We start from the raw sequence: 22,671 nt of genomic DNA on the forward strand, positions 1-22,671 counted from the left end.
AAAAATACAGTTGGCAGTTGATAGTGGACAGTTGACCGCGGCGCGAGCCCGGTTTGTCGATTTTAAAACACTTGAGGCCGCGCCCAAGCTTTAAGCGCGGCCTCCTGCGCTACAATTAACAGCCAATCAAGACCGCGTAGCTGTCAACTGTACACTATCAACTGTCAACTGCCTTCAAACTGCCCCATCTGCCATTGCCCGAACGCCTGTTGCGCCTGTTCCAGCTGCTCGATCAGCCGTTGGCGTTTGCCCGGTTCGAATTTGCGGCTGGCCAGGGACAGCAGGGTCTTGTGCAGGCGCTGGCGCTCCTTGCGGTCCATGTGATCGAGCCAGTGTTCGCCGGCCTCGTTGACCACCAGCACGTCGCGGCCGGCGTGGTTGCGCTGGCTGACTTCGTAGCTGTGCACCAGGGCACGGCCCAGGACCACATAGGCGAACTGGGGGTCTTTCAGGGGGCCGTAGACCGCTTCCCGGAAGCCGCCACTGAGCGGGCCCAGTTTCAGGCGGGTGAGTTTGTCGCTGTAGTAATAGCTGCCGGCGGCGCCCAGCAGACCACCGATCAGCGCGCCGGTGCCCAGGGAATGCCCCAGCGTCACCGCATCCAGGCCCGCGCCGCCCACCGCACCGGCACCGAAGCCGGCGGCGGCCAGCTGGGTCTTGCTGATACCCCAGAGCTGGCGGGTGCGCTCACTGAACAGGTCGCCATCGTCCGGGGTGAGCAGGTCGCTCTCCTGCCGTTGCAGGCGACGGTGCTGATAAAGATCTTCCACCGACCGGCGCAGGCGCTGCTCCCGTTCGCGCTGCCAGTGATGCCACCGCTGGCGCAATTTGGGCAGCAGCGGTTTGGCCGGTTCGTGCTCGCCCAGGCGGGCACTTTCCTGATGGCCGAGCATGTCGATCAGGGCATCGGCGATATGTTCCAGGGCCTGGCTGTCGCGGCCAAATTTGAGGGCCTGCAGGTATTCCAGCGCCGCATCCAGGGGCTCGCGCCAGTCCGGCGCCAGTTGCCCGAAGCTGCGCAGCAGGTCCAGGTGCTTTTCGAAGGGAGCGCGCACCGCGTCAAAACGACGCACGATCTGGAAATACTGGCCCAGGGCCGCTTCCCAGTCGGCACTGTGATCGTCGCTGCCGATCTGGTTGATCAGCGCCAGGCTGGGGCGGCCGGTCCAGCGCAGGATGTTCATTTCCGCTTCGTGTTCCCGGTTGTAGGGTACCGAGCCGTCCACCACATAGATGATCCCCGCGCCGTCCACGATGGGAGCCAGCAGCTGGCATTCATCGTGATAGCGCGGGTCATCCCCATGCTGGGTGACGAAGGCGGCCACGGTTTCCGGGCGATCGGAGGCGGACAGGCTGTGCCCCTGCAACCAGGCCAGTACCTTGCGGGGACGCTGGAACCCGGGAGTGTCGATCAGCTCGTAGAGGGTCGTGTCATCCACCTTCATGGGGTAACGGTGGCTGTCGCGGGTGGTGCCCGGCTCCATGGCGATGGCAATGGAATCGTTCTGGGCCAGGGTGGCCACCACGCTGGACTTGCCCTTGTTGGGGTGGCCAACCACGGCAAAGCGGGGCAGTTGTTGGGCCGTTTCGTTCATGGTTGATCCTGTTCCCGGGGGGCGCACAGCAACAGATGGCTGTCGCCCTGACGATCCACGAAGCGTTGCCACTGGGCCAGCAGCCCGGCATCGGTGAGCGCGGTGCCCTGCTCATCCGCCAGCGGCACCAGGGCCAGCAGGGTGGCAGCGGGCCAATGATCGCGGGCATCGACAATGAAATCGCTGAGTTCCCCGGTGGGCGGCTCCCAGCCCCGGGTAACCAGGATCACCGGCTGATTGCGGGCACCGGTCTGTTCCAGCACCCGGGCATCCTCTTCCAGAGAATTGTTGCCCCCGGCACGGCATTGAAGCGGCGCCGGATCGCGGCTGAGGCGGGGCAACAGGCCGGGGGCGTCCATGGCGGCGCCGGCCCAGTGGATCAGGGTGGCACTGTCCGGCAGGGGCGACAGGTCCGTTTTGGCCGCCGCCGGGGCGGGCTGGCTGTCTTCCTGGCCACGGGTCTCCACCCAGGGCGTCTCGAAGCGATAGAACAGCCCCTGCCAGCCCGGGTGGGCGCGCAGGGCCCGGCCGGCCTGCCAGCGGAGCTGCAGGGCCGCCAGCATCAGCAACACCAGCCGGGGCAACAGCACATACACCAGCCACAGCATCAGCACAAAGGGCCACCAGGTCCCCAGCAAGGCCGGGTTATCCGCCGGAGTGTCCGCAAGCCGGTAGAACTGGGATGCGCTTACCAGCTCCGCCGAGGGGACCGCTGCGGGCCACAGGCTCTGCCAGGGCTGAGCCAGGGCCGCCACCATCCGGTGATAGCCGTCGGCGGAGGTCTGCAGTGTCGTACTCCAGCCGAAGGCCAGATCCTGCACCACCACCAGGGCCAGCAAGGTCAGCAGACCGCTGATGGCAAACAGCAACCCCCCGGTGTGGGCGATGCGGGCACACAGGGCCGGGCGCAGGGCGGCCAGAGGATCCTCCCCCTGGCGCGCCCCCAGCAGGCTGCCCCAGGGCTGCCAGCCCAGCCAGGCCTGCAGACTGGTGAACAGGGCCAGCAGCAGTTGCAGGGCCACCAGGCCGATCAGCAGGGTCAGGTTGATCTGCCGGCTGCCGTCATACCAGAGCAGACCCAGCATGAAACCCGCCCCCAGCAGGGCTCCCAGGCCGGCAAACACCCAGCGGGCCTGGCGCCAGTGACGCAGGCGCGGGTCGGCGCCGGCTTCACGGCGCTGGCCGTTCAGGGCATGCAGTGCCGCCAGCCAGGCGGGCACGGTGAGCGGTTGTTTCTGGTCTTCCTGCTGCTGGGCAAAACGGCGATCGCGGCGGTGCAGAAAGGCGTGGCTCTGTTGCACATCACGACGGTACTGGTCGTCAAAATCCAGCAGCAGGGTCAGGGCCTTGGGCAAGGGGCGACCTCGAGGTTATTTGTCGTCCGGGGCAGCGGCCGGTTGCGGCAGCTGTTTGGGGGAGGTGTATTTCACCCCGTCAGTGGCACAGGCTCCGCAGGCATTGCCGTACTCGCCGAGGATGCCCCCTTGCTCGTCATAGCCGAAGGCCGGGCGGTAATCCATGGTGCAGGCCTGGGGCGGATCTTCCGGGCAGGTGGTGGTGCTTTCCGGCAGCCCGGCCGGGTAGTCCGTGTCGTACTGGGTGGCGCAGGCGGTGGCCAGCAAGGCAAAGGCGGGCACAACCAGGGCAACAGCTTTCATTGACGATCTCCTGAAATAGTCGTCGAGGACCATGCATTGGAGATTCAAGCATAGTGAAAGTTCAGCGGCCACGCATGCTCCAGAGGAAAAACTTTTGTTAGACTTTCACCGTTGGAGCCTTGCTTGCAAGGCGAATCCTTTCAGAACAGCCGCCTCTTCGCCTTGCAAGCAAGGCTCCAACGAAAGACCGGTTTGTCAGGCTTCGTTATTTTCCTGGCGGCGTCATTGCTTTCCCACTTTTTCTCACGAGGCTTCCATGGCGTCCAACATCGACTGGCGCAACATTCCTGCCGCGATCTGGCGGGGCCGTTCCGGCACCCTGCGACCGGTGAGCCGACCGGATCCGGTACGGTTGGAGGATCTGCTCGGCATCGATACCCAGAAGGCGAAGATCCTGCAGAACACGGAACGGTTTCTGCGCGGCGAACCCTGCAACCATGTGCTGCTGTGGGGCAGCCGGGGCACCGGCAAGTCCTCCATCGTCAAGGCGTTGCTGAACGAGTTTGCGCCGCGGGGGCTGCGGGTGATCGAGGTGGACAAGGACGACCTGCAGGATCTGCCGGATATCGTTGATGATATCCGCGAACGCAGTCAGCGCTTTATCGTCTACTGCGATGACCTGTCGTTCGAGGACGGAGAACACCAGTACAAGCATCTGAAAAGTGTGCTGGAAGGCTCCCTGGAATTGCCGCCGGAGAATGTGCGCTTGTACGCCACCAGCAATCGTCGCCATCTGGTGCCGGAATACATGAAAGACAATGAACAGAGCCACGTGGTGGGCCGGGAGATTCATCACGGTGATGCGGTGGAGGAAAAGATTTCCCTTTCGGATCGTTTCGGGCTGGCGTTGAGTTTTTACCCGATCAGCGAACCGCAGTATTTCGAGATCGTCGATCACCTGTTTGGCCCGGTAAAAGACCAGGCGCAATTGCACGTTCGCGCGCGCCGATTTTCCATGGAAAAGGGCGTGCGCTCCGGACGTACGGCACGGCAGTTTTATAATCAGTTTGTGGGGGAGTTTTGAGGAGCAAGTTGAAAGTTTAAAGTTGAAAAGCGCGAAGCGAGATGGGAAGCAACCGAAAAGCCCACGCGCCGCTGTGATGCTGCACTCTTAGCCACCAACGCGGCCACCTGCCTTCACCCTTGGCAACAACGCCATCTCGCGCTTTTTTAACGTTGAACTTTCAACTTTTAACTAAATCACAACCGCTGGACGGTGGCGTCGCAGATGGCATTGACCGCCTTGCGTGCCGCGGGAATAACGCCGCCCATGGTGAGAAAGCCGTGGACCAGTTGCGGGTAATCCAGGGCAGTGACATCCACCCCCGCTGCCCGCAATTTCTCGCCATATTCCAGCCCCTCGTCCCGCAGCGGATCGGTGGCGGTGATCAGGATGGCGGGGGGCAGACCGGACAGGTCCGGGTTGCGCAGGGGCGACACGCGGTAGTCCTCCATCATCGCCGGATCCTGAATAAACTGGCTGCGGAACCAGGTCAGCAAGGCCATATCCAGCCCGAAGCCCTGGCCCAGGGCCTGCACCGAGGGGTGCTTGAGGGCCCCGTCAGTGGTGGGGTAGATCAGCACCTGCAGGGCAGGCAGGGTCAGGCCGGCCTGTTTGGCCTGCTGGCAGACCACGGCGCTCAGGTTGCCGCCGGCACTGTCGCCCATCACCGCCAGCCGCTGCGGGTCCAGCCCCATGGCAGCGGTGTTGTCGAGCAACCAGCGCCAGGCGGCCAGGCAATCCTCCGCCGCCGCCGGAGAGGGATGCTCCGGGGACAACCGGTAATCCACACTCAACACCACCGCATTGGTGCGGTCGGCAATGTAGCGGCACAGGCGGTCGTACTCGTCCACGCCACCCACGGTAAAGCCGCCACCGTGCATGAACAGGATTGCCGGCGCCACTCGTGGCGCCAGGGCCGGACGATAACGCCGCACCCGCATCGAGCTGCCATCGTCCCGCGGCACCTGGTGATCGACCACCACAGGCAAAGACACCGGCGCCACATCCAGCAGATTGATGACATCCCGGTACAGGCGGCGGGCCTGTTCCACGGTACCGCTATCCAGCGTCGGCTTGGCGGCGCTGAGCGCCAGCAGGAAGCGTAGGCGGGAATCCAGATGGGAGCGACTGTGGGTTTCCAGGCCGGCGGACAGCTTGTCCAGCACCGCACCGGGCAGGCTCATCAGGGCGCGCACCGCGCCACGCTCGAATACTGCAGGATTCATCGATTGTCCTCTTTGTATCTGCCGTCGATGACGCTCATGCATCAGGCCGTCGGCATGAAACGTTACTAAAAATACCACTCCAGACCGCCTTCGATGCCGGTCACGGTGATGTAATCCTTGTCCACGTACTGCATGTACTGGAGGGTCAGCCCCAGATTGAACGTGGTGCGCACGCCCACTCCGGCGCCAAAGGCCAGACTGGTCTCATCATTACGCGAGACATCATCCCGGCAGCGCAGCGCGTTGCAGCGACGCCGGTTGGTTTTCACCTTCACATCGGCAATACCCGCAAAGCCCTGCACGAAAAATTCGTCCACGTAGGCATCCAGCACGGGCAGCGTGACCGGTGACTGGAACGGCAACCGGCCGGTGGCCAGCAAGGCGCCGATATGATCCACGGTGTAATCCACCTTGTTGCGGCTGTTCTCGGCCCGCCAGGTATCGCCGGAAGGCGCCACGGCAGCACGCAGCTCCACCCCCCAGTACGGGTCGATCATGCCCCCCAGACGCACCCCCACCCCGGTGGGAGTCAGCTCGCGGTTGTCATAGTCCAGGGTGATGTTCATCAGATTGCCGGCCACGTAGCCGAAACGCTGGTCCTGATAGTGCGCCACCCCGTCCGCCTGGCTGGCGGCAGCAAACAGTAACCCGAAAAACAGAATCCCGTAACGCATGGCAAGTCATCCTTTTGTTATTGTTGGAGATGCGTCGTTATTGTTATCAGCGCCTGTTATACCATTGCTCGCCCGCAGAGTCCGGTCATCTGCGGCCTTTTTGCCGACAAGGAATCCCATGTCCGTTTATACCCCGCTCAGTCACCGCCAACTTGCCGCCGTTCTGGACGGTTACGGCTTCCGACTGCGGGATTATCGGGCGGCCAGCCATGGCATCGAAAACAGCACCTTCCTGATTGAGGCAGAGGATCGCCACCAGCAACCTGCGCCACTAGTGCTGACGGTTTTCGAAACCCTGACCCACGCGGCTCTCGCCCCGTATCTGGTGCTGCTGGCGCACCTGGCTGAACAGGGTCTGCCGGTGCCCGCCCCGCTGACGGATCATGGCGGCCAGGACCAGATCACAGTGGCCGGCAAACCGGCGGTGCTGATGCCGCGCCTGCCCGGGGAGCATGATTTTGCCGTGGACCTGGACCGCTGCCGACAGGTGGGCGCGCTGCTTGCCCAACTGCATCAATGTGCTACCGGCACCCTGCAGACCCTGCCCGGCGAACGTCAACGGCTGGAGACACTGGCTAGCCACCTGGACCAGCTGCCAGACGACCACCGCGAGGGGGCCAAGGCACTGCTGAGTGACTGGCAGGCACGACCCACCGGCACCACCCTGATCCACGGCGACCTGTTCCGCGACAACCTGCTGTGGCAACAGGGTCGCATCAGCGCCCTGCTGGACTTCTACAACGCCTGCCTGGATTACCCGGAATACGATCTGGCGGTAACGCTCAACGACTGGTGTGTGGATCGCAATGGCAAGCCGGTGGCCGAGCGGGAGCAAGCGCTGCTGGAAGGCTACCGGGAGTCCAGCGGGCAGGTGGATGACAGCCTGTTGCTGGAGGCGCTGGCGGTGGCCGCCCTGCGCTTCTGGTTGTCGCGACTGGCCGGCCCGGTGTCCGAGCACAGCGAAGGGCAGGGCAGCAAGGACCCGGAAGAGTTTGCGCGGATTTTTCAGTGGCGGATTGCGGCGTTGGCGGGGTAAGAGGCCAGGAGCGAGTTCCGAGGAGCGAGTTTCGAAAATCACAACCACCCCCCGACTTTTCACACCGCCAGTGCCCTGCCGGCAGGGGCACTGAGCGCACATAGATAACGCAATGTTTCCCTCAGTGAACTCTCTGCCCTCTGTAGTAAAAACGCTTTTCGGAACTCGCTCCTCGTAACTCGAACCTGGGTGAATCGCGCCGCCAGCGACGCTCCTACATTCACTCTGTGAGCTCTGTAGTGAAAATAGAGGGCGAGGGATTACTCCGAGCCGGACAGGATGAGATGATTCAGGTGCGCCAGGTACTCCTCTTCCCGCCACAGCCACTCATAGGCCGGGCAGGCCAGGGAGGTGGGCGTCATGGATTCCACCCCCTGGGTAAGGGCGCAGACCACCATCATTTCGTGCAGGTCCGCCCAGCCGGTGGGCAGGCGGCGCAGATGGCGGGGCTGGCGAACAAAGCCTTCACCGATCACCGGCTGCAGACGCCGCAGACGGGTAAAGGCCATACGCCGCTGTAACTGGTCTTCCATGCGCCGCTGCCAGTGCATGCCGCCGGCATCCAGCAGAAGCTGCTTCACCGGGCTGGCCAGGCGCCGGGCCAGGCCGGTCATGGGCACCGCCTCGCCGCTGGCCAGTCGATAGCGCGGATCATCATCCAGCCACAGGCTGAAATCGAGAAAATCCAGCTCACTGGTATCCAGCTGCCGCAACTGCTCGCTGATCTGGGTGGTGGTGCTCAGGCCGATGGGCACCCCGGGGAACAGGGCATGCAGGGCACGGGGAATATCCAGCAGATACTCCTCAATGCGTTCGGCGGCGCTGGCGGACCAGCGCGGCGGCAGCGGCCGGTCCGGCGACCGGTTGAACACCCGACGGGTGACGCCATGGGCGTAGGGCAGGGCGGGGAACTGGTGGCAGAAATCCACCCCGGCCACATCCTCCAGGTAACCCCATTCCTGCACCAGGGACAGGGTATCGCTCCACACCGCGACGAAGTCTTCCGGCCGTCGCACAAAGGAACGGCGCGCGCGGCTGTCATCCACAAAACGGCTGCTGAACCAGACCTTCAGGCCGCGCTCGTGGGCAGACTGCAGCAGTTTCTGGAGGCTGTGGCGGATTTTCACTTCCACCGGCTCACACCCGGGCGCCTGCAATTCACAGCGGTCCAGATGGACACCGTTCTCGGGGCGGGCAATCAGGTGCGGGCACGGATCCAGGCGCAAGGCATTGAAACCCCGTTGCTGGGTTTCATCGAGCACTTTTTCCAGCGACGCAAAGGCCCCGTGACGGCTGTCACGGTCCAGCAGCCAGGACAAATCCCAGCAGGCCATTGCGATAGGTTTGCTTTGCTGTGCCATTCAGGCCCTGCACCCGTTTCAGATTAAGCGCTCCAGCATACCGTTTTCCGGTGCCGCCTCAATGGCCCTGAGCCCAACGGGGAATTATTGACCCGCCTTGACACCGGGTGGTGCGAATCCGCCAGTTCCCCCGGGCCTGCGGGAGCGCTATGATCGGGATATGAAAAAAATAATGATTGCCCTGTTAATGGCCCCGGCCCTGAGCCTGGCGGCGGAACAACTGCCCGACTCCGCGCCGCCGGACGATGATGCGCCGCAAACCCGCGAGCCGGTTCCCGCCCAGCCGCTGGATGGCAAGGAACTGGAGTCCATGTATCTGGAGTCCCCCCGGGAACTGGATACCAGCGATGAAAGCCGGGGCATGAATGCGGTCAGCCCGGACACCCGGTATCTGGAAAACGAGCAACAGGAGCTGCGTCAGCGCCAGGCCGAATCTGTCCGCCCTCCAGCGCTGCGCGACAACACCCCTCCGCCACCGCCGCCCACGTTGATTCCGATTCGGGAGCTTTAGCAGCTGCGAGGGTTGGCAGTCTTTTGTAGGAGCCATGCTTGCCCCCGCAGGGGATCTGCGACATGCGAACCGCGCTTGGCGAGGCGACAAAGATCAATCTCACCGCCATTCTTTCTGAAACCTGTCGAGTGCTGAAATGCCTGATCGCCCTTCGGGCGATTTCCTTGCTTCGCAAGGTTCGCACCTCAAGAGGTACTCCTACAGCGGCTTCGTAAGAAATGCCGAAGCCTTGGGAACCTTCCAACCTTTTCTTATCCAGCGAGCGGAGCTCGTAGCTTCAGCCCGCTCCCGCCTGCAGACACGCCTTGAAACCTTCCACCAGCCGATCCCGCCAGCTCAGATAATCCAGTTCCGGGTAGTCCCGGCCCAGCGGGTCCAGAGGCTGCACCCGGCAATCCGGACACAGCCGGGAGACCATGGCGGCGCGGGCTTCCGGCTCAAGGATGGCGCAGCGGACCTGCTGCTCGCGAATCTCGCCGGCCAGCGCCACAAAACGCCGGCTACCGGGTCCCGCATCCAGTTGCTTTGACACCACCAGCGGCTCCGCCAGCCCCAGGGTTTCGGTGAGATACCCCCAGGGCTGGTGGTAGCTCAGCCAGGACACTCCCTCCAGCCCGACCAGCGCCTGCCGGTGCCGGGTATGGCGGTCTTTGGCCTGTTGCTGCCAGCGTGCCGGTTCTCCGGCTTTCAGCCCCTGCGGGTATTGCTGCGCCAGCGCTCCGGCCAGTCGCATCATGTTGTCCAGTGACAGCCACAGGTGCGGATCCAGAGTGGCATCGGCGTGGTCGGCATGTTGATGTCCATGGTCGTGATCCTCCCCCCCTTCCCGGCGATGGACGCCTTCCAGGGCCAGCAGGCTCAGGGTCGGACCCTGCCGGCGGGCCACCAGGGGAGCCAGCGGCGCTTCCACCGCCTCGCCCAGCCACACCAGCAGATCCGCCTGCTGCACCAGCATGGCCTGGCGGGGGGACAGGGCCAGCTGATGCGGGTTCTGGTTGGCCTGCAACAGGGTCACCACCTCCACCTGGTCGCCATAGAGGCCGCGCAGCACCTTGGCCAACGGCTCCACACTGGCCACCAGGGTCTGGCTCACTGCCTGGGCACTGAGCATCATCAACATAACCAACCACAAACTGCGCATCATTTCCTCGTTTAACACCGTGCAGGAGCAAACCCAGTTGCGAGGTACGAGAAGCGAAAACCTGGCCCCAGCTCCAGGAATCTTGATTTTCGAAACTCGCTTCTCGCAACTCGTCACTGTTGGGTTATCGCGACGCCAGCGACGCATGCACTCTGCCGCGCTCCTGCAACAAGCCTGCTTCGTGCAGGCGAAAGGCCGGCAGTATATCATTGCGCCTTTGTTCTTCGGGCCCTTTTGCTATGTCGGATCCTCTGGTCAATGTGCAGGCGGTGTCAGTCACCCTGGGTGGCAACAGCGTGCTGTCCGGGGTGAGCCTGACCCTGGCTCCCGGGCGCATCACCACCCTGATCGGCCCCAATGGCGCCGGCAAAAGTACCCTGGCGCGGGTGGTGCTGGGGCTGGTGACGCCGTCCAGCGGCTCGGTGACCCGGCGCAAGGGCCTGCGGGTGGGCTATATGCCCCAGCACATCAAGATCGACGATAGCCTGCCGCTGACCGTGGACCGCTTCCTGTGGCTGGCCGCTCCCGGTCCCACCTCCGCCCGGCGGGCGGCCCTGGAGCAGGCCGGGGTGGCCCACCTGCGTCGCCGTGCTGTGCAGCAGCTGTCCGGCGGCGAAATGCAGCGGGTGCTGCTGGCCCGGGCCCTGCTGCGCAAGCCGGACCTGCTGGTGCTGGACGAACCGGCCCAGGGGGTGGACGTGGCCGGGCAGAATGCGCTCTACGGGCTGCTCAAATCGGTCCGCGATGATCTGGGCTGCGCCATCCTGCTGATTTCCCACGACTTGCATCTGGTGATGGCCGCCACCGACGAAGTGATCTGCCTGCAGCGCCATGTGTGCTGCTCCGGCAGCCCGGAATCCGTGAGCCGGGACCCGGCCTACCACGAGTTGTTCGGGCCCGGTGCCGGCACCCCCAACCTGGCGCTCTATACCCACGATCATGACCACGACCATGATCTGCATGGCGACGCCCAACCGGGCCACCAACACGACGGGAATTGCCACCATGATTGAGCTGCTGTTGCCGCCGCTGTTCGCCGGCCTGGCCGTGGCCCTGGTGTCCGGGCCCATGGGTGCCTTTGTGGTCTGGCGGCGCATGGCCTTCTTTGGCGACACCCTGGCCCACGGCGCGCTGCTGGGGGCGGCCCTGGGGCTGGCGCTGGATATCAGTCTGTACCTGGCTGTGGTGGCCGTATGCCTGGGCCTGGCCGCTGCCCTCACCGCCCTGCAGCATCAACAGCAACTGGCCAGCGATACCCTGTTGGGCATTGTCGCCCACACCACCCTGGCCCTGGGGGTGATTGCCATCAGCCTGCAGCAGGGTATCCAGGTGGACCTGTTTGCCTATCTGTTCGGCGACCTGCTGGCGGTGGGCTGGCAGGATGCCCTGGCCCTGTGGGCCGGTGCCATCCTGATTCTGCTGCTGATGCTGTGGCAGTGGCGGGCCCTGCTGAGCATCACCGTCAGTGAGGAACTGGCCCAGGTGGAAGGGGTGGCGGTACAGCGCACCCGGCTGCTGCTGATGTTGTTGCTGGCCCTGCTGATCGCCGGTGCCATCCGCACCGTGGGGGTATTGTTGATCACCTCCCTGCTGGTGATCCCCGCCGCCAGCGCCCGCCGGCTCACCCATACCCCGGCGCAGATGGCGGCGGTGGCCAGCGTGCTGGGCACCCTGGCAGTGTTGGCCGGGCTGGCGGTGAGCTGGTTTGCCAATACACCGGTGGGCCCCTCCATCGTGGTCGCCGCCAGCAGTTTGTTTGTGCTGACGTTGCTGCGGCGACCAGCATGACAATGTCTCTCTGTGGGAGCACCTCTCGAGGTGCGAACCCGAGCAATAGCGAGAGGATCGGGTTTCTATCCAAACCTGTCGAGCCCTGGGATTGCCTGATCGCCCTGCGGGGGATTTCCGCGTTTACACGCGGTTCGCGCCTCGAGAGGCGCTCCTACAGCGGCTCCGTAGAAGGATTGTTGAAGAGGGCTGAGTGAGCTTATCGATTAACCGCCGCATCTGGATGCTGGCCTGGCCGCTGTTGCTGTCCAATCTGACGGCGCCGTTGCTGGGGCTGGTGGACACCGCCGTGGTGGGGCATCTGGACCATCCCCGCTATCTGGCGGCGGTGGCGCTGGGTGGCAATGTCTTCATGTTCCTGTATTTCTCCTTCAATTTCCTGCGCATGGGCACCACCGGCTTTGCCTCCCAGGCGCGGGGTGGGGAGAAGGATACCCGGGTGGTATTGCTGCGCGCCCTGTTGCTGTCCACCGTGCTTGGGCTGGGGCTGATTGCCCTGTCGCCGCTGCTGCGGGAATCCGGGCTGTGGCTGCTGGGCGGCAGCGACGAGGTGCAGAAGCTGGCCGGGGACTATATCAACATCCGCATTCTGGGCGCCCCGGCGGCGCTGGCCAATTTTGCCCTGATCGGTTTTGCCATTGGCACCCACAATACCCGGGTGCCATTGAAGATGACGGTGCTGATGCACAGCACCAATGCCCTGCTGGACGTGCTGCTGGTACAGGTCTGGCATCTGGATGTGCGCGGCGTTGCCATCGCCAGTGCCACGGCGGAATACGTGGGCCTGGCCGGCGGTCTGTTCTGGCTGCGCGCCGCCCTGCGACCACCGGCGCGACAGGAGCGGTTGTGGCAGCCGGCGGCCATGCTGGCGCTGATGGCGGTGAACCGGGATATCTTCCTGCGCAGTCTGGCCCTGCTCAGCACCTTCTTTTTCTTCACCGCCCAGGGCGCCCGCCTGGGGGATGCGGTGCTGGCCGCCAATGCGGTACTGATCACCTTTCTGTTGCTGCTCAGCAACCTGCTGGACGGCTTTGCCAATGCGGCGGAAGCGTTGGTGGGAGACGCCCATGGCCGACATGATCGACAGGCCTTGCGCCAGGCGATTGGCGCCACCGGCCGCTGGACCGTGGCCTGTGCGGCCCTCGGGCTGATCGCGTTCAGTCTCGGCGGTGTGCCACTGATTCATCTGCTCACTGACCTGCCCGGCATCCGCGACACGGCCATTACCTATCTGCCCTGGATGTTGCTGTTACCCCTCACCGCCAGTGCCGGCTTCTGGCTGGACGGCATCTTCGTGGGCGCCACCTGGGGCGCGGCCATGCGCAACACCATGTTGCTGGCAGTGGGGATTTTCTTTGTGCTCTGGGCGTTAACCCTGGGCTGGGAGAACCACGGCCTGTGGCTGGCCATGAACGGCTTTATGGCGGGTCGAGGGATATTGATGGGCTGGGTGCTGAAAAAACGGCTGGCGGGATAGGGCACAGAGCGGAGGGGGTGTTGCGCGGGCTCTGTGCCCTCTCTGGCATAACGGCTAGCGCTTCAGGGCACCATCCTTGTCCAGCTGCGAGACAATGCTCTTGGCATAGCCCTTGGCGCCGTTCTTCAGACTATCCGGATTCATGCTGCGCGACTGGGCCTGCCACACCGGGCGCTTGCGCTCCACGCTGTAGACCTGGGTCTGCAGGTAATAGTCCTTGGCATTGTGGTAATAACCGGGCTGATAGATGGCGCCGTAACTGTGGCCCACATAGGGGCCGTAGCCCAGATACATGGGGGCAGAGGGCACGGGCACATAGTCCACCTGGGGCGGCACATACTCGGAGCGTTCTTCCACTTTCAGCAACGACACCACCATGACGCCATCGGCACCGCTGGCCTTCACAGCCGCCTCGACCTGGGCACGGTACGCCTCCCGTTCGCTCTCTCGCTCGCCCAGGGTCTCACTGGCCAGCGTGGCTTCCACGGCCCGATGATTCAGGCTCTTGCGCACCTGCTGTTCTGCCGTGGCAGCAACCGCCGGGTCATCCGCCAGCACCAGCACATACATATGCCGGAAGGTCGGGTGGGATTCTCCGGTTTTGGTTTGCCAGGTGGAATGGGTTTCCGTGGTTGTCGCACAGGCGGTCAGTAGCAAAACGATACTGGCAATGGCCAACAGGGCGATGCGTCGCATATCAGGTCCTTTTGAAGAGAGGCAATTCCATCGAGCGCGGGAATGCTTGCCCACAGGCTCGAGTTCAAGGATTTTTATAACAGACCGGCAAGCAACAAGCGATACCGGTTATGTCTGCTTGGAAGCCCAGATGGCGAGTTTGTGCTGAATGGAGGGCTGAGATACCTGGTCCTCCGGCAACGGCTGAATCACCTTGTCGTGCACCAGCAGCCGGTAGATGTACTCCAGCTTCTCCGCCGCAGAATCGGTGGGTTCGAATTCCACCACACCGCGCTTCTCCGCGTAATCCACCCCCAGTGCAATGGCTTTCTTGACCAGTTCCTTTTCGTTTTTCAGTTTCTTCATCGCCATTCCCTGTCTTGGTTAGCAACCTGAATATTTCACCAGCCTACGGGATGACCCGAATTTACCAAAGGGAAAACGGAAGCGGAGGGCCAGACACGAACACGCCCCGAATCCGGGGCGTGCAGTGAGACATTTGCAGGAAGAACCGGGAGAGCTATTTTTTCTTGCCACCCGGCATGATGAACTTCATCAGGGTCATGAACCACATAAGCTGCCCCGGATCGCCTTCGATCTTGATGTCGCCGGCCTGCATGCCTTCCATGAAGGCCATCTGGTTCTTGCCCGCCACCTGCAGAGTGCGGAAGGCGTAGCTGGCGTCCTTGAAGTTCAGGGTGACCGTGGGCTTGTCGTGCAGGCCACCGGAGGACACCACCTTGCCTGGCGTGAAATGAAAACTGCGCGCCGGCTTACCCTTGAAGGTCCGCCACTGCATTATCACGTTGCGGTTTTCCAGTTGTTTGCGAAAACCCGCATTACGCCAGGCCAACCAGCGCAAACGCCAGCCAAGGACCAGCAAAACCAGTGCAAATTTCATGGGCGTTCCTTTTCTGTCAGGGGCGAGCTTCAAGCCTCAAGCTACAAGCTGCAACACGGGAGCAGGCCATGCAAACCGAACCGCATTTACCGCGCCCGAATCGCGGGGGAAGACATTGCCGGTAACCGCCAATCTATCACGCGCCTTGTAGCTTGCAGCTTGACGCTTGTAGCTACTAAGGCATCAACGGCGGCAGTTCCTTGTTGAGCTTCATCTTCTCTTTCACCGCATCACCGGTGAGGGCATACCCCTGCAGGCTGCCGTCCTTGCCGCGGAACAGGGCCTGAACGTTGTTGCCGTCTTCCTGGATTTCCCACTCGCCATTCTCTGCATCTGCAGGCGGACACACCACCACCGGGCAGGCCGGGGTCTTGATGGTGACCGGCATGACGCCATAGCTCACCGCCGTGGTTTCGCCGGCCAGGGTCTTGGCCAGGGCACGGGCGGAGGCCATCAGCGGCAACACATAGGGCAGCACATGGCCCTGGACTTCGGCGCAATCACCCAGGGCGTAGATGTCTTCAGCGCTGGTCTTGAGGGTCTTGTCAGTGATGATGCCACGGTTGATAGCCAGGCCGGCCTCCTTGGCCAGGGCGATGCGCGGGCGCAGGCCGATGGCGGACAGCACCACATCGGATTCAATGCGCGTACCGTCGGACAGCTCGGTGACCAGCTGGTTGTTGTCGCCGTGATTCACCGCCTGGGCCAGGGGGCCAAAGTGGAAGGTCACGCCCAGATCCGCCAGGCCACGACCCACGGCGGCAGAGGCCGGTTCCGGCAGCAAGAGCGGCAGACAACGGCCCTGGGGTTCCACCAGGGTCACCGCATAGCCACCGTTGGACAGGTCATTGGCAAACTCACAGCCAATCAGACCCCCACCGAGGATGGTGACTTTCTTGGCGCCCTGCAGGGCAGTGCGGAATTTGCCGTAATCCATCAAGTCATTGACGGAGAACACATCGCCCACGGCGTCGCCTTCCAGCGGCGGCGTCCAGGTATCCGCGCCCAGGGCCAGCACCAGCTTGCTGTAGTCCAGGTGGTCGTCCGGCAGCAGCACGCGCTTGCCGGAAGGATCGATCTCTGCCACGTGCACGTCGGTGCGCACTTCCACATTGAACTGCTCGGCAACCTTCTCCGGCGTGGCCATGCACAGGTCATCAGCGGTTTTTTCCTTGGTAAAACCGGCGGACAGCATGGGCTTGGAATAGTTACGGCCGTCGTCACTGGTGAGCATGACGATGGGCGTGTCCTTGTCCAGCTTGCGGAATTCCTTGACGGTGTTGAAGCCGGCAAGGCCGGAACCGATGATGACGATAGGTTGCATGAACAGTCCTTAATTAATCAGTGAACGGGCAGAATGACCGTAGCAGTGGCTCAGATTTCCACCATTTCGAAGTCTTCCTTGCCCACGCCGCAGTCCGGGCAGACCCAGTCTTCCGGCACGTCATCCCAGGCGGTACCCGGGGCAATACCCTCATCGGGCAGACCTTCGGCTTCGTCATAGATGAAACCGCACACTACGCATTCCCACTTCTTCATCGTGAACCTCGTCGATTTGGAGTAAGTACTTGCTTACTCTGCTACATACAGGGTGTTTCTCGGGGGGCGTTAACCTATCGGCGCACGCCCGAAAAATCAATGACATTGGGCGCTGGCAAAGCACGGCGCCGGGGTCCATCGACCGGGCCCAGCGCCATTATCCCTTGCAGGCAAGCGCCTGCACACAGGCTGACCGCCGACTTGCCCTGAGTCACCGCTTGCGCCATAGTCCTGCGGCCTGCGACGTTGAGAGACCCATGCTGCCTGCCGCCCTGCATCCTGACAGCCTTTGGCGCCCGCTGGAACAGCTGGTGCTGCCGCCGCGTATCCGTGACTGGATGGCGGATCCCGCCTCCCTGACCCTGCGCCTGAAGCGTCACGGCCAGTTCCGGGTAGCGCCGGGCTACCACGCCATCAGCTTTCCCCGCGCCGACGAACGGCAACTGCTGAACCTGGCCCCCCGGCGGGCGGCGCTGATCCGCGAAGTGACCCTGCTGCTGGACGACACCCCGGTGGTGGCCGCCCGCAGCGTACTCCCCCTGACCAGTCTGACCGGTGCCAATCGCTCCCTGGGCCATATGGGCAGCCGCTCCCTGGGCCTGGAACTGTACAAACGCCCCACCTGCCAGCGCGACCAGGTCTGGGCCCGCATTGGGAGCCCTGCAGAAGCCATGCCAGTGTGCTGGGGGCGCCAGTCCCGTTTTATCAAACGCGGTGAACCGTTGCTGGTGGCAGAATACTTCCTGCCGGCGCTGTGGGAGAAGGTGGGCGCTACTGGCGTTTCTTCAGGGCTGCTGTAGGAGCACCTCTTGAGGTGCGAACCGAGCGTAGCGAGGAAATGGTTTTCACCGCAGTCACCCTGCCTGGAGGGAGAGTCGGTTCAACTCTAAGAGTTATCGCGACCATTCGAGGCTTCGCACCTCAAGAGGTGCTCCTACAAGGAGCCTTGAAACTTTCCACTTTCAACTTGAAACTTACCCCCGCCCCTGACAACCGGATGTCCCATGTTTGCCTTCGTTGAACAACGCTACCCGTCGCTCTGGCCCTACATTCAGTTGATGCGGCTGGACCGCCCCATCGGCACCCTGTTGCTGTTGTGGCCGACCCTGTGGGCGGTGTGGATTGCCGGGAACGGTACGCCCAGCCTGAAGACCGTGGTGATCTTCATTCTCGGGGTGATCATCATGCGTGCCGCTGGCTGCGTGATTAACGACTTTGCCGACCGAGATTTCGACGGCGATGTGGAACGCACCAAAGGCCGTCCGCTGGCCACCGGTGCTATCAGCGCCAAGAAAGCCCTGGCGTTGTTTTGCGGGCTGGGGCTGCTGGCCTTTGTGCTGGTGCTGTTTCTCAATGAACTGACGTTCTGGCTGTCCTTCGGCGGGCTGGGGCTGGCGATGCTGTACCCCTTTACCAAGCGCTTCACCTTTATGCCGCAACTGTTTCTCGGCGCTGCCTTCAGCTGGGCCATTCCCATGGCCTTTGCCGCCGAAACCGGGGCCGTGCCGGAAATCGCCTGGCTGCTTTACGTGGCCAACCTGGTGTGGACCGTGGCCTACGACACCGAATACGCCATGTGCGACCGGGAAGACGACCTGAAACTGGGCATCAAGAGCACCGCCATCCTGTTCGGCGATGCGGACCGCTTGATGATCGCCATCCTCCAGGGGCTGACTCTGCTGGCCCTGATCATGGTGGGGCAACGGCTGGACTTTTCCTGGCCCTGGTACCTGGGTCTGGCCGGCATGTCCCTGAGTTTCCTGTTCCAGCACAGCCTGATCCGTTACCGGGAACGCTGGCCCAGCTTCCACGCTTTTCTCAATAACCACTGGGCCGGGGCGTGTGTGTTTGTCGGGTTGTATTTCCAGTACTTCTGAGTGACAAGCTTCAAGCTGCAAGCTACAACGCGGGCTGGCTCCCATGTTCTGAAACGCCATGCCCGCGATTCATTGCTAAACAAATCTGACGGTTTCAAACCATGCTTTATCCTTGCGCTCTTTCACCTCGACGCGCGGCTTCCAACGTCATCGGATAGCTCCCCCATCAATCCGCGTTGTAGCTTGAAGCTTGTAGCTCCCCCCCCTTGCTTTTTCGCCCGTTTCCGCCCAATTTGTCATACAGATGTCACAAAAAAGCAATCTAATAGGCCAACACAGACAGACAGGCAAGGAAGGAAAGCCATGTCCCGTAACCGTATTCTGATTGTTGACGACGAGCCCGCCATTCGGGAAATGGTGGCCGTTGCGCTGGAGCTGGCCGATTTTGATGTGCTGGAGGCGGAAAACGCCCAGCGAGGCCACGAAATTATTGTCGATGAACGCCCGGATCTGGTGTTGCTGGACTGGATGCTGCCGTCGGTTACCGGTATCGAGCTGGCCCGCCGCCTCAAGCGTGATGAGACCACCAACGAAATCCCCATCATCATGCTTACCGCCAAGAGCGAAGAGGACAACAAGATCCAGGGGCTGGATGTGGGCGCCGACGACTACATCACCAAGCCGTTTTCCACCCGCGAACTGATCTCCCGCATCAAGGCCGTACTGCGGCGTGCTTCCAGCACCGCGGCAGACAAGGCCATCGAAGTGGAAGGCCTGTGCCTGGATCCGGTGAGCCATCGCATCAGCGCCGACGATGAACCGGTGGACATGGGGCCCACGGAGTACCGTCTGCTGGAATTCTTCATGAGCCACCAGGAGCGGGCCTATTCGCGGACCCAGCTGCTGGATCAGGTGTGGGGCGCCAATGTCTATGTGGAAGACCGCACCATCGATGTGCATATCCGCCGGCTGCGCAAGGCCCTGTCCCCCTTCGGCTACGACCGCTTTATCCAGACAGTCCGCGGCACTGGCTACCGTTTTTCGGTAAAATCCGCCAAGGCAAGCTGAAGCGATCCGGTCCGCATGGCGCGTTGCGCGCAATCCCCAGAGGTGATGCAATGCGGATCGGTGACGGTGAATGCACCCACGTAGCCGCAACGGGGCGGTGGAAGCGAGATCATGAAAGCCAGTCTGGCCAAGGAAGTAAATCGCATAGTCGGCTTGATCCTGCTGTCCGTTGCGGCAGCGCTGGCAGTGGGCCACATCTGGCCACTGGTGGTCGGTCTGCTGGGCTACATCATCTGGAGCACCCGGCAGCTGTTTGGTCTGTACAGCTGGCTGGTGCGCGATGACCACACCGAACCCCCGGACAGCATCGGGCTGTGGGGGGAGTTCTACACCCGCCTTGAGCACCTTTTCCAGAAAGAACGCCGCGCCCAGGAAAATCTGCAGGGCATCATTCACCGTGCCCAGCAATCGGTGAATGCCCTGGAAGACGTGGTCATTCTGATTGACCAGCACGGCTACCTGGAATACTGGAACCAGGCTGCGGAACGCTACATGGGGTTCAACGCCCGCCAGGATCTGGGCCAGCCGCTGACCAACCTGGTGCGCCATCCGAAATTCACCGAATACCTGAGCAAGGGGGATTTCCGCGAGGCGCTGGAGATTCCCTCGCCGGTGGACGACAACCGCATCCTGCAATTTCGCATTACCGAATTTGGGGTGGGCGAGCAGTTGATGATGGCCAGGGATGTCACCCGGATCCATCATCTGGAACAGATGCGCAAGGATTTCGTGGCCAACGTGAGCCACGAACTGAAAACCCCACTGACCGTGCTCAAGGGCTACCTGGAAACCCTGCTGGACACGGTGCCGGAGGAACAGTCCCGGTTACGTCGGGCCCTCACCCAGATGGACAACCAGTCCAACCGTATGGAAGCCCTGGTCTCGGACCTGCTGTTGCTGGCCCGGCTGGAAGGCACCAATGCGGACAATCTCAGCCAGGCGGTCCCTGTCCACGGCATGCTCAAGCGCATGCGCGAAAATGCCCTGGCGATCAGCGCCGACAAGGGCCACAGCATTGAGCTGGACGTGCCAGAAGAAGCCCGCCTGATTGCCAACCCGGCGGAGCTGGAGAGCGCCTTCGGCAATCTGATCACCAATGCGGTCAAGTACACCCCCGCCGGTGGCCAGATCCGTATTCACTGGTGGCAGGATGAGCGTGGCGCACACCTGGCGGTGAGTGATAACGGTGTCGGCATCGACCCGGCGCATATCCCGCGTCTCACCGAACGCTTTTACCGCCCGGACAACAGCCGCGTCACCGAGACCGGTGGTACCGGCCTGGGCCTGGCCATCGTCAAACACGTGATGATCCGTCATAACGGCAAACTGGAAATCAAGAGTCAGCTGGGCAAGGGGAGCGTCTTCACCTGTCATTTCCCGGCGGAGCGGTTGGTGAGCAAACCCACGGCGGTGGCGGGATGAGTGATACTTTTAAATACCCCGCCGTAGGAGCGTCGCTGGCGGCGCGATGGCAAACCTAGATCAAACGCATTTTCACCATAGAGGGCACAGAGCACACAGAGAAGAAACCCATCTTTTCCTCGGTGAACTCTGTGCCCTCTGTGGTGGAATTCCAGTCTTCAAGGTTCGTTATCGCGCCGCCAGCGACGCTCCTACGGCGCAGGGATCAGGTGAATATCCATGAAAAGAATCTGCGTCTATTGCGGCTCCAGCCCCGGTGAGGGGAACGACTACATCACCGCCGCTGAAGATCTGGCCGACGAACTGGTAAAGCGCGGGCTGGGACTGGTTTATGGTGGCGCCAGCGTCGGTGTCATGGGCGCCATCGCCAATGCGGTCATGCAACGGGGCGGTGAGGTGATCGGCATTATTCCCGATGCCTTAATGCGCAAGGAAATCGGCAACGACCATCTCACCGAATTGCGTGTAGTCGGTTCCATGCACGAGCGCAAGGCGGCCATGGCGGATTGCTCTGACGGCTTTATCGCCTTGCCCGGCGGCATGGGTACGCTGGAAGAAATTTTTGAAATTCTGACCTGGGCGCAACTGGGCTTTCACCACAACCCCTGCGCCCTGCTGAACGTGAACGGTTACTACGACCCCCTGATCACCTTCCTCGACCACGCCGTCAGCCAGGGCTTTCTGCGCCAGGAACACAGAGATCTCCTGCAGGTTCACAACTGTCCAGCAACGCTGCTGGACAGCTTCGCGGATTATCAGGCGCCGGATGTCACCAAATGGATTCGGCGAGAAAGCCAACTCTAGGAACCGCGTTGGAGCCTTGCTTGCAAGGCGAAGAGGCATCCCCCGTCGTCCCACTCTGAAAGCTTCGCCTTGCAAGCAAGGCTCCAACGGTCTTAATTATTCGCCGAGCCGCTCCGCCCAGACCTTAAGTGCCTCCAATTGCTTACCGATCATTTCTCTGGTTTTTTCATCCTGCAGATCGCCATTGTCATCGCATTTTTCGTGGGCGGCGGAGACGAACACTTCCGGTTTGTTGAGCGGGTGCACATCCAGGAACACCAGCACCTGACGCAGGTGGTACTGGCTGCGGCTGGTGCCCATACCGCCCATGGAGGCCCCCATGATGGCAGCGGGCTTGCCGGCAAAGATGCCGCCCGGCACGCGTGACATCCAGTCAATGGCATTCTTCAGCACCCCGGGGATGGAGTAATTGTATTCCGGCGTGGCAAACAACAGGGCATCCGCCTCTTTTACCTTTTCCGCCAGAGCCAGCACTGGAGCAGGTTGGGTGTCACCATCGTCATCACCGTTATAAAGTGGAATATCGCTGATATCCGCTTCGATGATTTCCATGCCCGCCGGCGCCAATGCCCGGGCGGCGCGCACCAGACCACGGTTATAGGATTTTTCCCGCAAGCTGCCAGCTATGGCCAGAATTTTCATACTGTCTCTCCTTTCCCGGATATCGTAATAACGACCAGCTTCGCGGAAATTAACGGTGTCAGCAACGCAATCTGTGCTGCAGTTTGTATTTTTTAGCAGACGCCATGAAAGAATGATCTTACAGTGAGACTTTCGGACTCAAGGAGAGACGCATGGACCTGTTACGCATTCTTATTGCCATCCTGCTTCCGCCACTGGGCGTATTTCTCCAGGAGGGGATCGGCAAGCATTTCTGGATCAACATTGTGCTGACCATTCTCGGCTACATCCCCGGCATCGTGCATGCGGTCTGGGTGATCGCGTCACGCTAGAAAAGAAAAAGCGAGAAGCGAG

25 protein-coding genes are annotated in these 22,671 nt (G+C 62.1%); 12 read left to right on the forward strand and 13 right to left on the reverse strand.

Annotated elements, in window-relative coordinates:
• Positions 1 to 164: 164 nt before the first annotated feature.
• The 3 genes from C4S63_RS07710 to C4S63_RS07720 are packed head-to-tail and all read right to left on the reverse strand — an operon-like array spanning position 165 to position 3,253.
• Complete coding sequence (locus tag C4S63_RS07710; RefSeq protein ID WP_103917223.1) at positions 165 to 1,595, reverse strand: GTPase/DUF3482 domain-containing protein; 1,431 nt, start codon at positions 1,593 to 1,595, stop codon at positions 165 to 167.
• Positions 1,592 to 2,950, reverse strand: a complete 1,359-nt coding sequence (locus C4S63_RS07715) for a DUF2868 domain-containing protein (RefSeq protein WP_103917224.1) — start codon at positions 2,948 to 2,950, stop codon at positions 1,592 to 1,594. The genes C4S63_RS07710 and C4S63_RS07715 overlap by 4 nt, the downstream gene beginning before the upstream one ends.
• A 15-nt stretch (positions 2,951 to 2,965) precedes the next feature.
• On the reverse strand, positions 2,966 to 3,253 hold the full coding sequence (locus C4S63_RS07720) for a hypothetical protein (RefSeq protein ID WP_103917225.1): 288 nt from the start codon (positions 3,251 to 3,253) through the stop codon (positions 2,966 to 2,968).
• 256 nt (positions 3,254 to 3,509) lie between these two features.
• Here C4S63_RS07720 and C4S63_RS07725 point away from each other — a divergent pair, with 256 nt between their 5' ends.
• The gene (locus C4S63_RS07725; RefSeq protein WP_103917226.1) at positions 3,510 to 4,277 is read left to right on the forward strand and encodes an ATP-binding protein; all 768 of its coding nucleotides are present in this window, start codon (positions 3,510 to 3,512) and stop codon (positions 4,275 to 4,277) included.
• A 176-nt stretch (positions 4,278 to 4,453) separates the two neighbouring features.
• Here C4S63_RS07725 and C4S63_RS07730 read toward each other — a convergent pair whose 3' ends face one another.
• The gene (locus tag C4S63_RS07730; protein WP_103917227.1) at positions 4,454 to 5,482 is read right to left on the reverse strand and encodes an alpha/beta hydrolase; all 1,029 of its coding nucleotides are present in this window, start codon (positions 5,480 to 5,482) and stop codon (positions 4,454 to 4,456) included.
• 65 nt (positions 5,483 to 5,547) lie between these two features.
• Positions 5,548 to 6,156 carry an outer membrane beta-barrel protein gene (locus C4S63_RS07735; RefSeq protein ID WP_062815197.1) on the reverse strand — a complete coding sequence of 203 codons (609 nt, stop codon included), beginning with the start codon at positions 6,154 to 6,156 and terminating at the stop codon, positions 5,548 to 5,550.
• A 118-nt stretch (positions 6,157 to 6,274) separates the two neighbouring features.
• On the opposite strand from C4S63_RS07735, the gene C4S63_RS07740 reads away from it, so the two are divergent.
• Entirely contained in the window at positions 6,275 to 7,192 is a 918-nt protein-coding gene (locus C4S63_RS07740) for a homoserine kinase (RefSeq protein WP_103917228.1), read from the forward strand.
• A 260-nt stretch (positions 7,193 to 7,452) separates the two neighbouring features.
• Here C4S63_RS07740 and C4S63_RS07745 read toward each other — a convergent pair whose 3' ends face one another.
• Positions 7,453 to 8,553 carry a cellulase-like family protein gene (locus tag C4S63_RS07745; protein ID WP_234999963.1) on the reverse strand — a complete coding sequence of 367 codons (1,101 nt, stop codon included), beginning with the start codon at positions 8,551 to 8,553 and terminating at the stop codon, positions 7,453 to 7,455.
• A gap of 160 nt (positions 8,554 to 8,713) precedes the next feature.
• Between C4S63_RS07745 and C4S63_RS07750 the strand changes: the two genes are divergently transcribed.
• Positions 8,714 to 9,064 carry a hypothetical protein gene (locus C4S63_RS07750; RefSeq protein ID WP_103917229.1) on the forward strand — a complete coding sequence of 117 codons (351 nt, stop codon included), beginning with the start codon at positions 8,714 to 8,716 and terminating at the stop codon, positions 9,062 to 9,064.
• A 277-nt stretch (positions 9,065 to 9,341) separates the two neighbouring features.
• On the opposite strand, the gene C4S63_RS07755 is transcribed toward C4S63_RS07750, so the two are convergent.
• Complete coding sequence (locus C4S63_RS07755; RefSeq protein WP_234999964.1) at positions 9,342 to 10,208, reverse strand: metal ABC transporter solute-binding protein, Zn/Mn family; 867 nt, start codon at positions 10,206 to 10,208, stop codon at positions 9,342 to 9,344.
• A gap of 236 nt (positions 10,209 to 10,444) precedes the next feature.
• On the opposite strand from C4S63_RS07755, the gene znuC reads away from it, so the two are divergent.
• From znuC to C4S63_RS07770, 3 genes are all read left to right on the forward strand, one after another.
• The gene (gene znuC, locus C4S63_RS07760) at positions 10,445 to 11,218 is read left to right on the forward strand and encodes a zinc ABC transporter ATP-binding protein ZnuC (RefSeq protein ID WP_062815192.1); all 774 of its coding nucleotides are present in this window, start codon (positions 10,445 to 10,447) and stop codon (positions 11,216 to 11,218) included.
• The gene (gene znuB, locus C4S63_RS07765) at positions 11,211 to 11,993 is read left to right on the forward strand and encodes a zinc ABC transporter permease subunit ZnuB (RefSeq protein WP_063509103.1); all 783 of its coding nucleotides are present in this window, start codon (positions 11,211 to 11,213) and stop codon (positions 11,991 to 11,993) included. Before znuC ends, znuB begins: the two co-directional genes overlap by 8 nt.
• A gap of 193 nt (positions 11,994 to 12,186) precedes the next feature.
• Entirely contained in the window at positions 12,187 to 13,470 is a 1,284-nt protein-coding gene (locus tag C4S63_RS07770) for an MATE family efflux transporter (RefSeq protein ID WP_082810729.1), read from the forward strand.
• 54 nt (positions 13,471 to 13,524) lie between these two features.
• Here C4S63_RS07770 and C4S63_RS07775 read toward each other — a convergent pair whose 3' ends face one another.
• The 5 genes from C4S63_RS07775 to rd all read right to left on the reverse strand — a co-directional run bounded on the left by C4S63_RS07775 (position 13,525) and on the right by rd (position 16,585).
• Positions 13,525 to 14,166, reverse strand: coding sequence for a hypothetical protein (locus C4S63_RS07775; protein WP_103917231.1), 642 nt, complete (start codon positions 14,164 to 14,166; stop codon positions 13,525 to 13,527).
• Between the two features lie 108 nt (positions 14,167 to 14,274).
• Positions 14,275 to 14,511, reverse strand: a complete 237-nt coding sequence (locus C4S63_RS07780) for a DUF5062 family protein (protein ID WP_062815188.1) — start codon at positions 14,509 to 14,511, stop codon at positions 14,275 to 14,277.
• A gap of 154 nt (positions 14,512 to 14,665) precedes the next feature.
• Positions 14,666 to 15,046, reverse strand: a complete 381-nt coding sequence (locus tag C4S63_RS07785) for a hypothetical protein (RefSeq protein ID WP_062815187.1) — start codon at positions 15,044 to 15,046, stop codon at positions 14,666 to 14,668.
• A gap of 175 nt (positions 15,047 to 15,221) precedes the next feature.
• Positions 15,222 to 16,370 (reverse strand): NAD(P)/FAD-dependent oxidoreductase, encoded by a 1,149-nt coding sequence (locus C4S63_RS07790; protein ID WP_062815186.1) that lies wholly within the window; start codon positions 16,368 to 16,370, stop codon positions 15,222 to 15,224.
• Between the two features lie 50 nt (positions 16,371 to 16,420).
• Positions 16,421 to 16,585, reverse strand: coding sequence for a rubredoxin (gene rd / locus C4S63_RS07795; protein WP_008929914.1), 165 nt, complete (start codon positions 16,583 to 16,585; stop codon positions 16,421 to 16,423).
• Between the two features lie 257 nt (positions 16,586 to 16,842).
• Between rd and C4S63_RS07800 the strand changes: the two genes are divergently transcribed.
• From C4S63_RS07800 to C4S63_RS07820, 5 genes are all read left to right on the forward strand, one after another.
• Positions 16,843 to 17,385, forward strand: a complete 543-nt coding sequence (locus tag C4S63_RS07800; protein ID WP_103917232.1) for a chorismate lyase — start codon at positions 16,843 to 16,845, stop codon at positions 17,383 to 17,385.
• 204 nt (positions 17,386 to 17,589) lie between these two features.
• Positions 17,590 to 18,462 carry a 4-hydroxybenzoate octaprenyltransferase gene (ubiA, locus tag C4S63_RS07805; protein ID WP_103917233.1) on the forward strand — a complete coding sequence of 291 codons (873 nt, stop codon included), beginning with the start codon at positions 17,590 to 17,592 and terminating at the stop codon, positions 18,460 to 18,462.
• 303 nt (positions 18,463 to 18,765) lie between these two features.
• Positions 18,766 to 19,470 (forward strand): phosphate regulon transcriptional regulator PhoB, encoded by a 705-nt coding sequence (phoB, locus tag C4S63_RS07810; protein ID WP_062815182.1) that lies wholly within the window; start codon positions 18,766 to 18,768, stop codon positions 19,468 to 19,470.
• 111 nt (positions 19,471 to 19,581) lie between these two features.
• Positions 19,582 to 20,892 carry a phosphate regulon sensor histidine kinase PhoR gene (gene phoR / locus C4S63_RS07815; RefSeq protein WP_062815181.1) on the forward strand — a complete coding sequence of 437 codons (1,311 nt, stop codon included), beginning with the start codon at positions 19,582 to 19,584 and terminating at the stop codon, positions 20,890 to 20,892.
• 219 nt (positions 20,893 to 21,111) lie between these two features.
• Entirely contained in the window at positions 21,112 to 21,696 is a 585-nt protein-coding gene (locus tag C4S63_RS07820; RefSeq protein WP_103917234.1) for a TIGR00730 family Rossman fold protein, read from the forward strand.
• A 96-nt stretch (positions 21,697 to 21,792) separates the two neighbouring features.
• Here the strand turns inward: C4S63_RS07820 and C4S63_RS07825 are convergent, their stop codons facing one another.
• A complete protein-coding gene (locus tag C4S63_RS07825; protein WP_103917235.1) occupies positions 21,793 to 22,338 on the reverse strand; it encodes an NADPH-dependent FMN reductase in 546 nt (181 codons plus the stop codon).
• 152 nt (positions 22,339 to 22,490) lie between these two features.
• Here C4S63_RS07825 and C4S63_RS07830 point away from each other — a divergent pair, with 152 nt between their 5' ends.
• The gene (locus tag C4S63_RS07830) at positions 22,491 to 22,649 is read left to right on the forward strand and encodes a YqaE/Pmp3 family membrane protein (RefSeq protein ID WP_035245841.1); all 159 of its coding nucleotides are present in this window, start codon (positions 22,491 to 22,493) and stop codon (positions 22,647 to 22,649) included.
• Positions 22,650 to 22,671: the final 22 nt, after the last annotated feature.

The organism is Alcanivorax sp. DSM 26293 (assembly GCF_900107995.1).
Classification (GTDB): Bacteria; Pseudomonadota; Gammaproteobacteria; order Pseudomonadales; family Alcanivoracaceae; genus Alcanivorax.

What these genes read in the sequence shown, in the direction of transcription:
- C4S63_RS07800 (WP_103917232.1), top strand. Translation starts at nt 16,843, where the DNA reads ATGCTGCCTGCCGCCCTGCATCCTGACAGCCTTTGGCGCCCGCTGGAA.
- znuB (WP_063509103.1), top strand. Translation starts at nt 11,211, where the DNA reads ATGATTGAGCTGCTGTTGCCGCCGCTGTTCGCCGGCCTGGCCGTGGCC.
- C4S63_RS07755 (WP_234999964.1), bottom strand. Translation starts at nt 10,208, where the DNA reads ATGATGCGCAGTTTGTGGTTGGTTATGTTGATGATGCTCAGTGCCCAG.
- C4S63_RS07725 (WP_103917226.1), top strand. Translation starts at nt 3,510, where the DNA reads ATGGCGTCCAACATCGACTGGCGCAACATTCCTGCCGCGATCTGGCGG.
- phoB (WP_062815182.1), top strand. Translation starts at nt 18,766, where the DNA reads ATGTCCCGTAACCGTATTCTGATTGTTGACGACGAGCCCGCCATTCGG.
- C4S63_RS07750 (WP_103917229.1), top strand. Translation starts at nt 8,714, where the DNA reads ATGAAAAAAATAATGATTGCCCTGTTAATGGCCCCGGCCCTGAGCCTG.
- C4S63_RS07825 (WP_103917235.1), bottom strand. Translation starts at nt 22,338, where the DNA reads ATGAAAATTCTGGCCATAGCTGGCAGCTTGCGGGAAAAATCCTATAAC.
- phoR (WP_062815181.1), top strand. Translation starts at nt 19,582, where the DNA reads ATGAAAGCCAGTCTGGCCAAGGAAGTAAATCGCATAGTCGGCTTGATC.
- C4S63_RS07775 (WP_103917231.1), bottom strand. Translation starts at nt 14,166, where the DNA reads ATGCGACGCATCGCCCTGTTGGCCATTGCCAGTATCGTTTTGCTACTG.
- znuC (WP_062815192.1), top strand. Translation starts at nt 10,445, where the DNA reads ATGTCGGATCCTCTGGTCAATGTGCAGGCGGTGTCAGTCACCCTGGGT.
- C4S63_RS07735 (WP_062815197.1), bottom strand. Translation starts at nt 6,156, where the DNA reads ATGCGTTACGGGATTCTGTTTTTCGGGTTACTGTTTGCTGCCGCCAGC.
- C4S63_RS07830 (WP_035245841.1), top strand. Translation starts at nt 22,491, where the DNA reads ATGGACCTGTTACGCATTCTTATTGCCATCCTGCTTCCGCCACTGGGC.
- rd (WP_008929914.1), bottom strand. Translation starts at nt 16,585, where the DNA reads ATGAAGAAGTGGGAATGCGTAGTGTGCGGTTTCATCTATGACGAAGCC.
- ubiA (WP_103917233.1), top strand. Translation starts at nt 17,590, where the DNA reads ATGTTTGCCTTCGTTGAACAACGCTACCCGTCGCTCTGGCCCTACATT.
- C4S63_RS07745 (WP_234999963.1), bottom strand. Translation starts at nt 8,553, where the DNA reads ATGGCACAGCAAAGCAAACCTATCGCAATGGCCTGCTGGGATTTGTCC.
- C4S63_RS07710 (WP_103917223.1), bottom strand. Translation starts at nt 1,595, where the DNA reads ATGAACGAAACGGCCCAACAACTGCCCCGCTTTGCCGTGGTTGGCCAC.
- C4S63_RS07785 (WP_062815187.1), bottom strand. Translation starts at nt 15,046, where the DNA reads ATGAAATTTGCACTGGTTTTGCTGGTCCTTGGCTGGCGTTTGCGCTGG.
- C4S63_RS07720 (WP_103917225.1), bottom strand. Translation starts at nt 3,253, where the DNA reads ATGAAAGCTGTTGCCCTGGTTGTGCCCGCCTTTGCCTTGCTGGCCACC.
- C4S63_RS07790 (WP_062815186.1), bottom strand. Translation starts at nt 16,370, where the DNA reads ATGCAACCTATCGTCATCATCGGTTCCGGCCTTGCCGGCTTCAACACC.
- C4S63_RS07780 (WP_062815188.1), bottom strand. Translation starts at nt 14,511, where the DNA reads ATGAAGAAACTGAAAAACGAAAAGGAACTGGTCAAGAAAGCCATTGCA.
- C4S63_RS07730 (WP_103917227.1), bottom strand. Translation starts at nt 5,482, where the DNA reads ATGAATCCTGCAGTATTCGAGCGTGGCGCGGTGCGCGCCCTGATGAGC.
- C4S63_RS07820 (WP_103917234.1), top strand. Translation starts at nt 21,112, where the DNA reads ATGAAAAGAATCTGCGTCTATTGCGGCTCCAGCCCCGGTGAGGGGAAC.
- C4S63_RS07740 (WP_103917228.1), top strand. Translation starts at nt 6,275, where the DNA reads ATGTCCGTTTATACCCCGCTCAGTCACCGCCAACTTGCCGCCGTTCTG.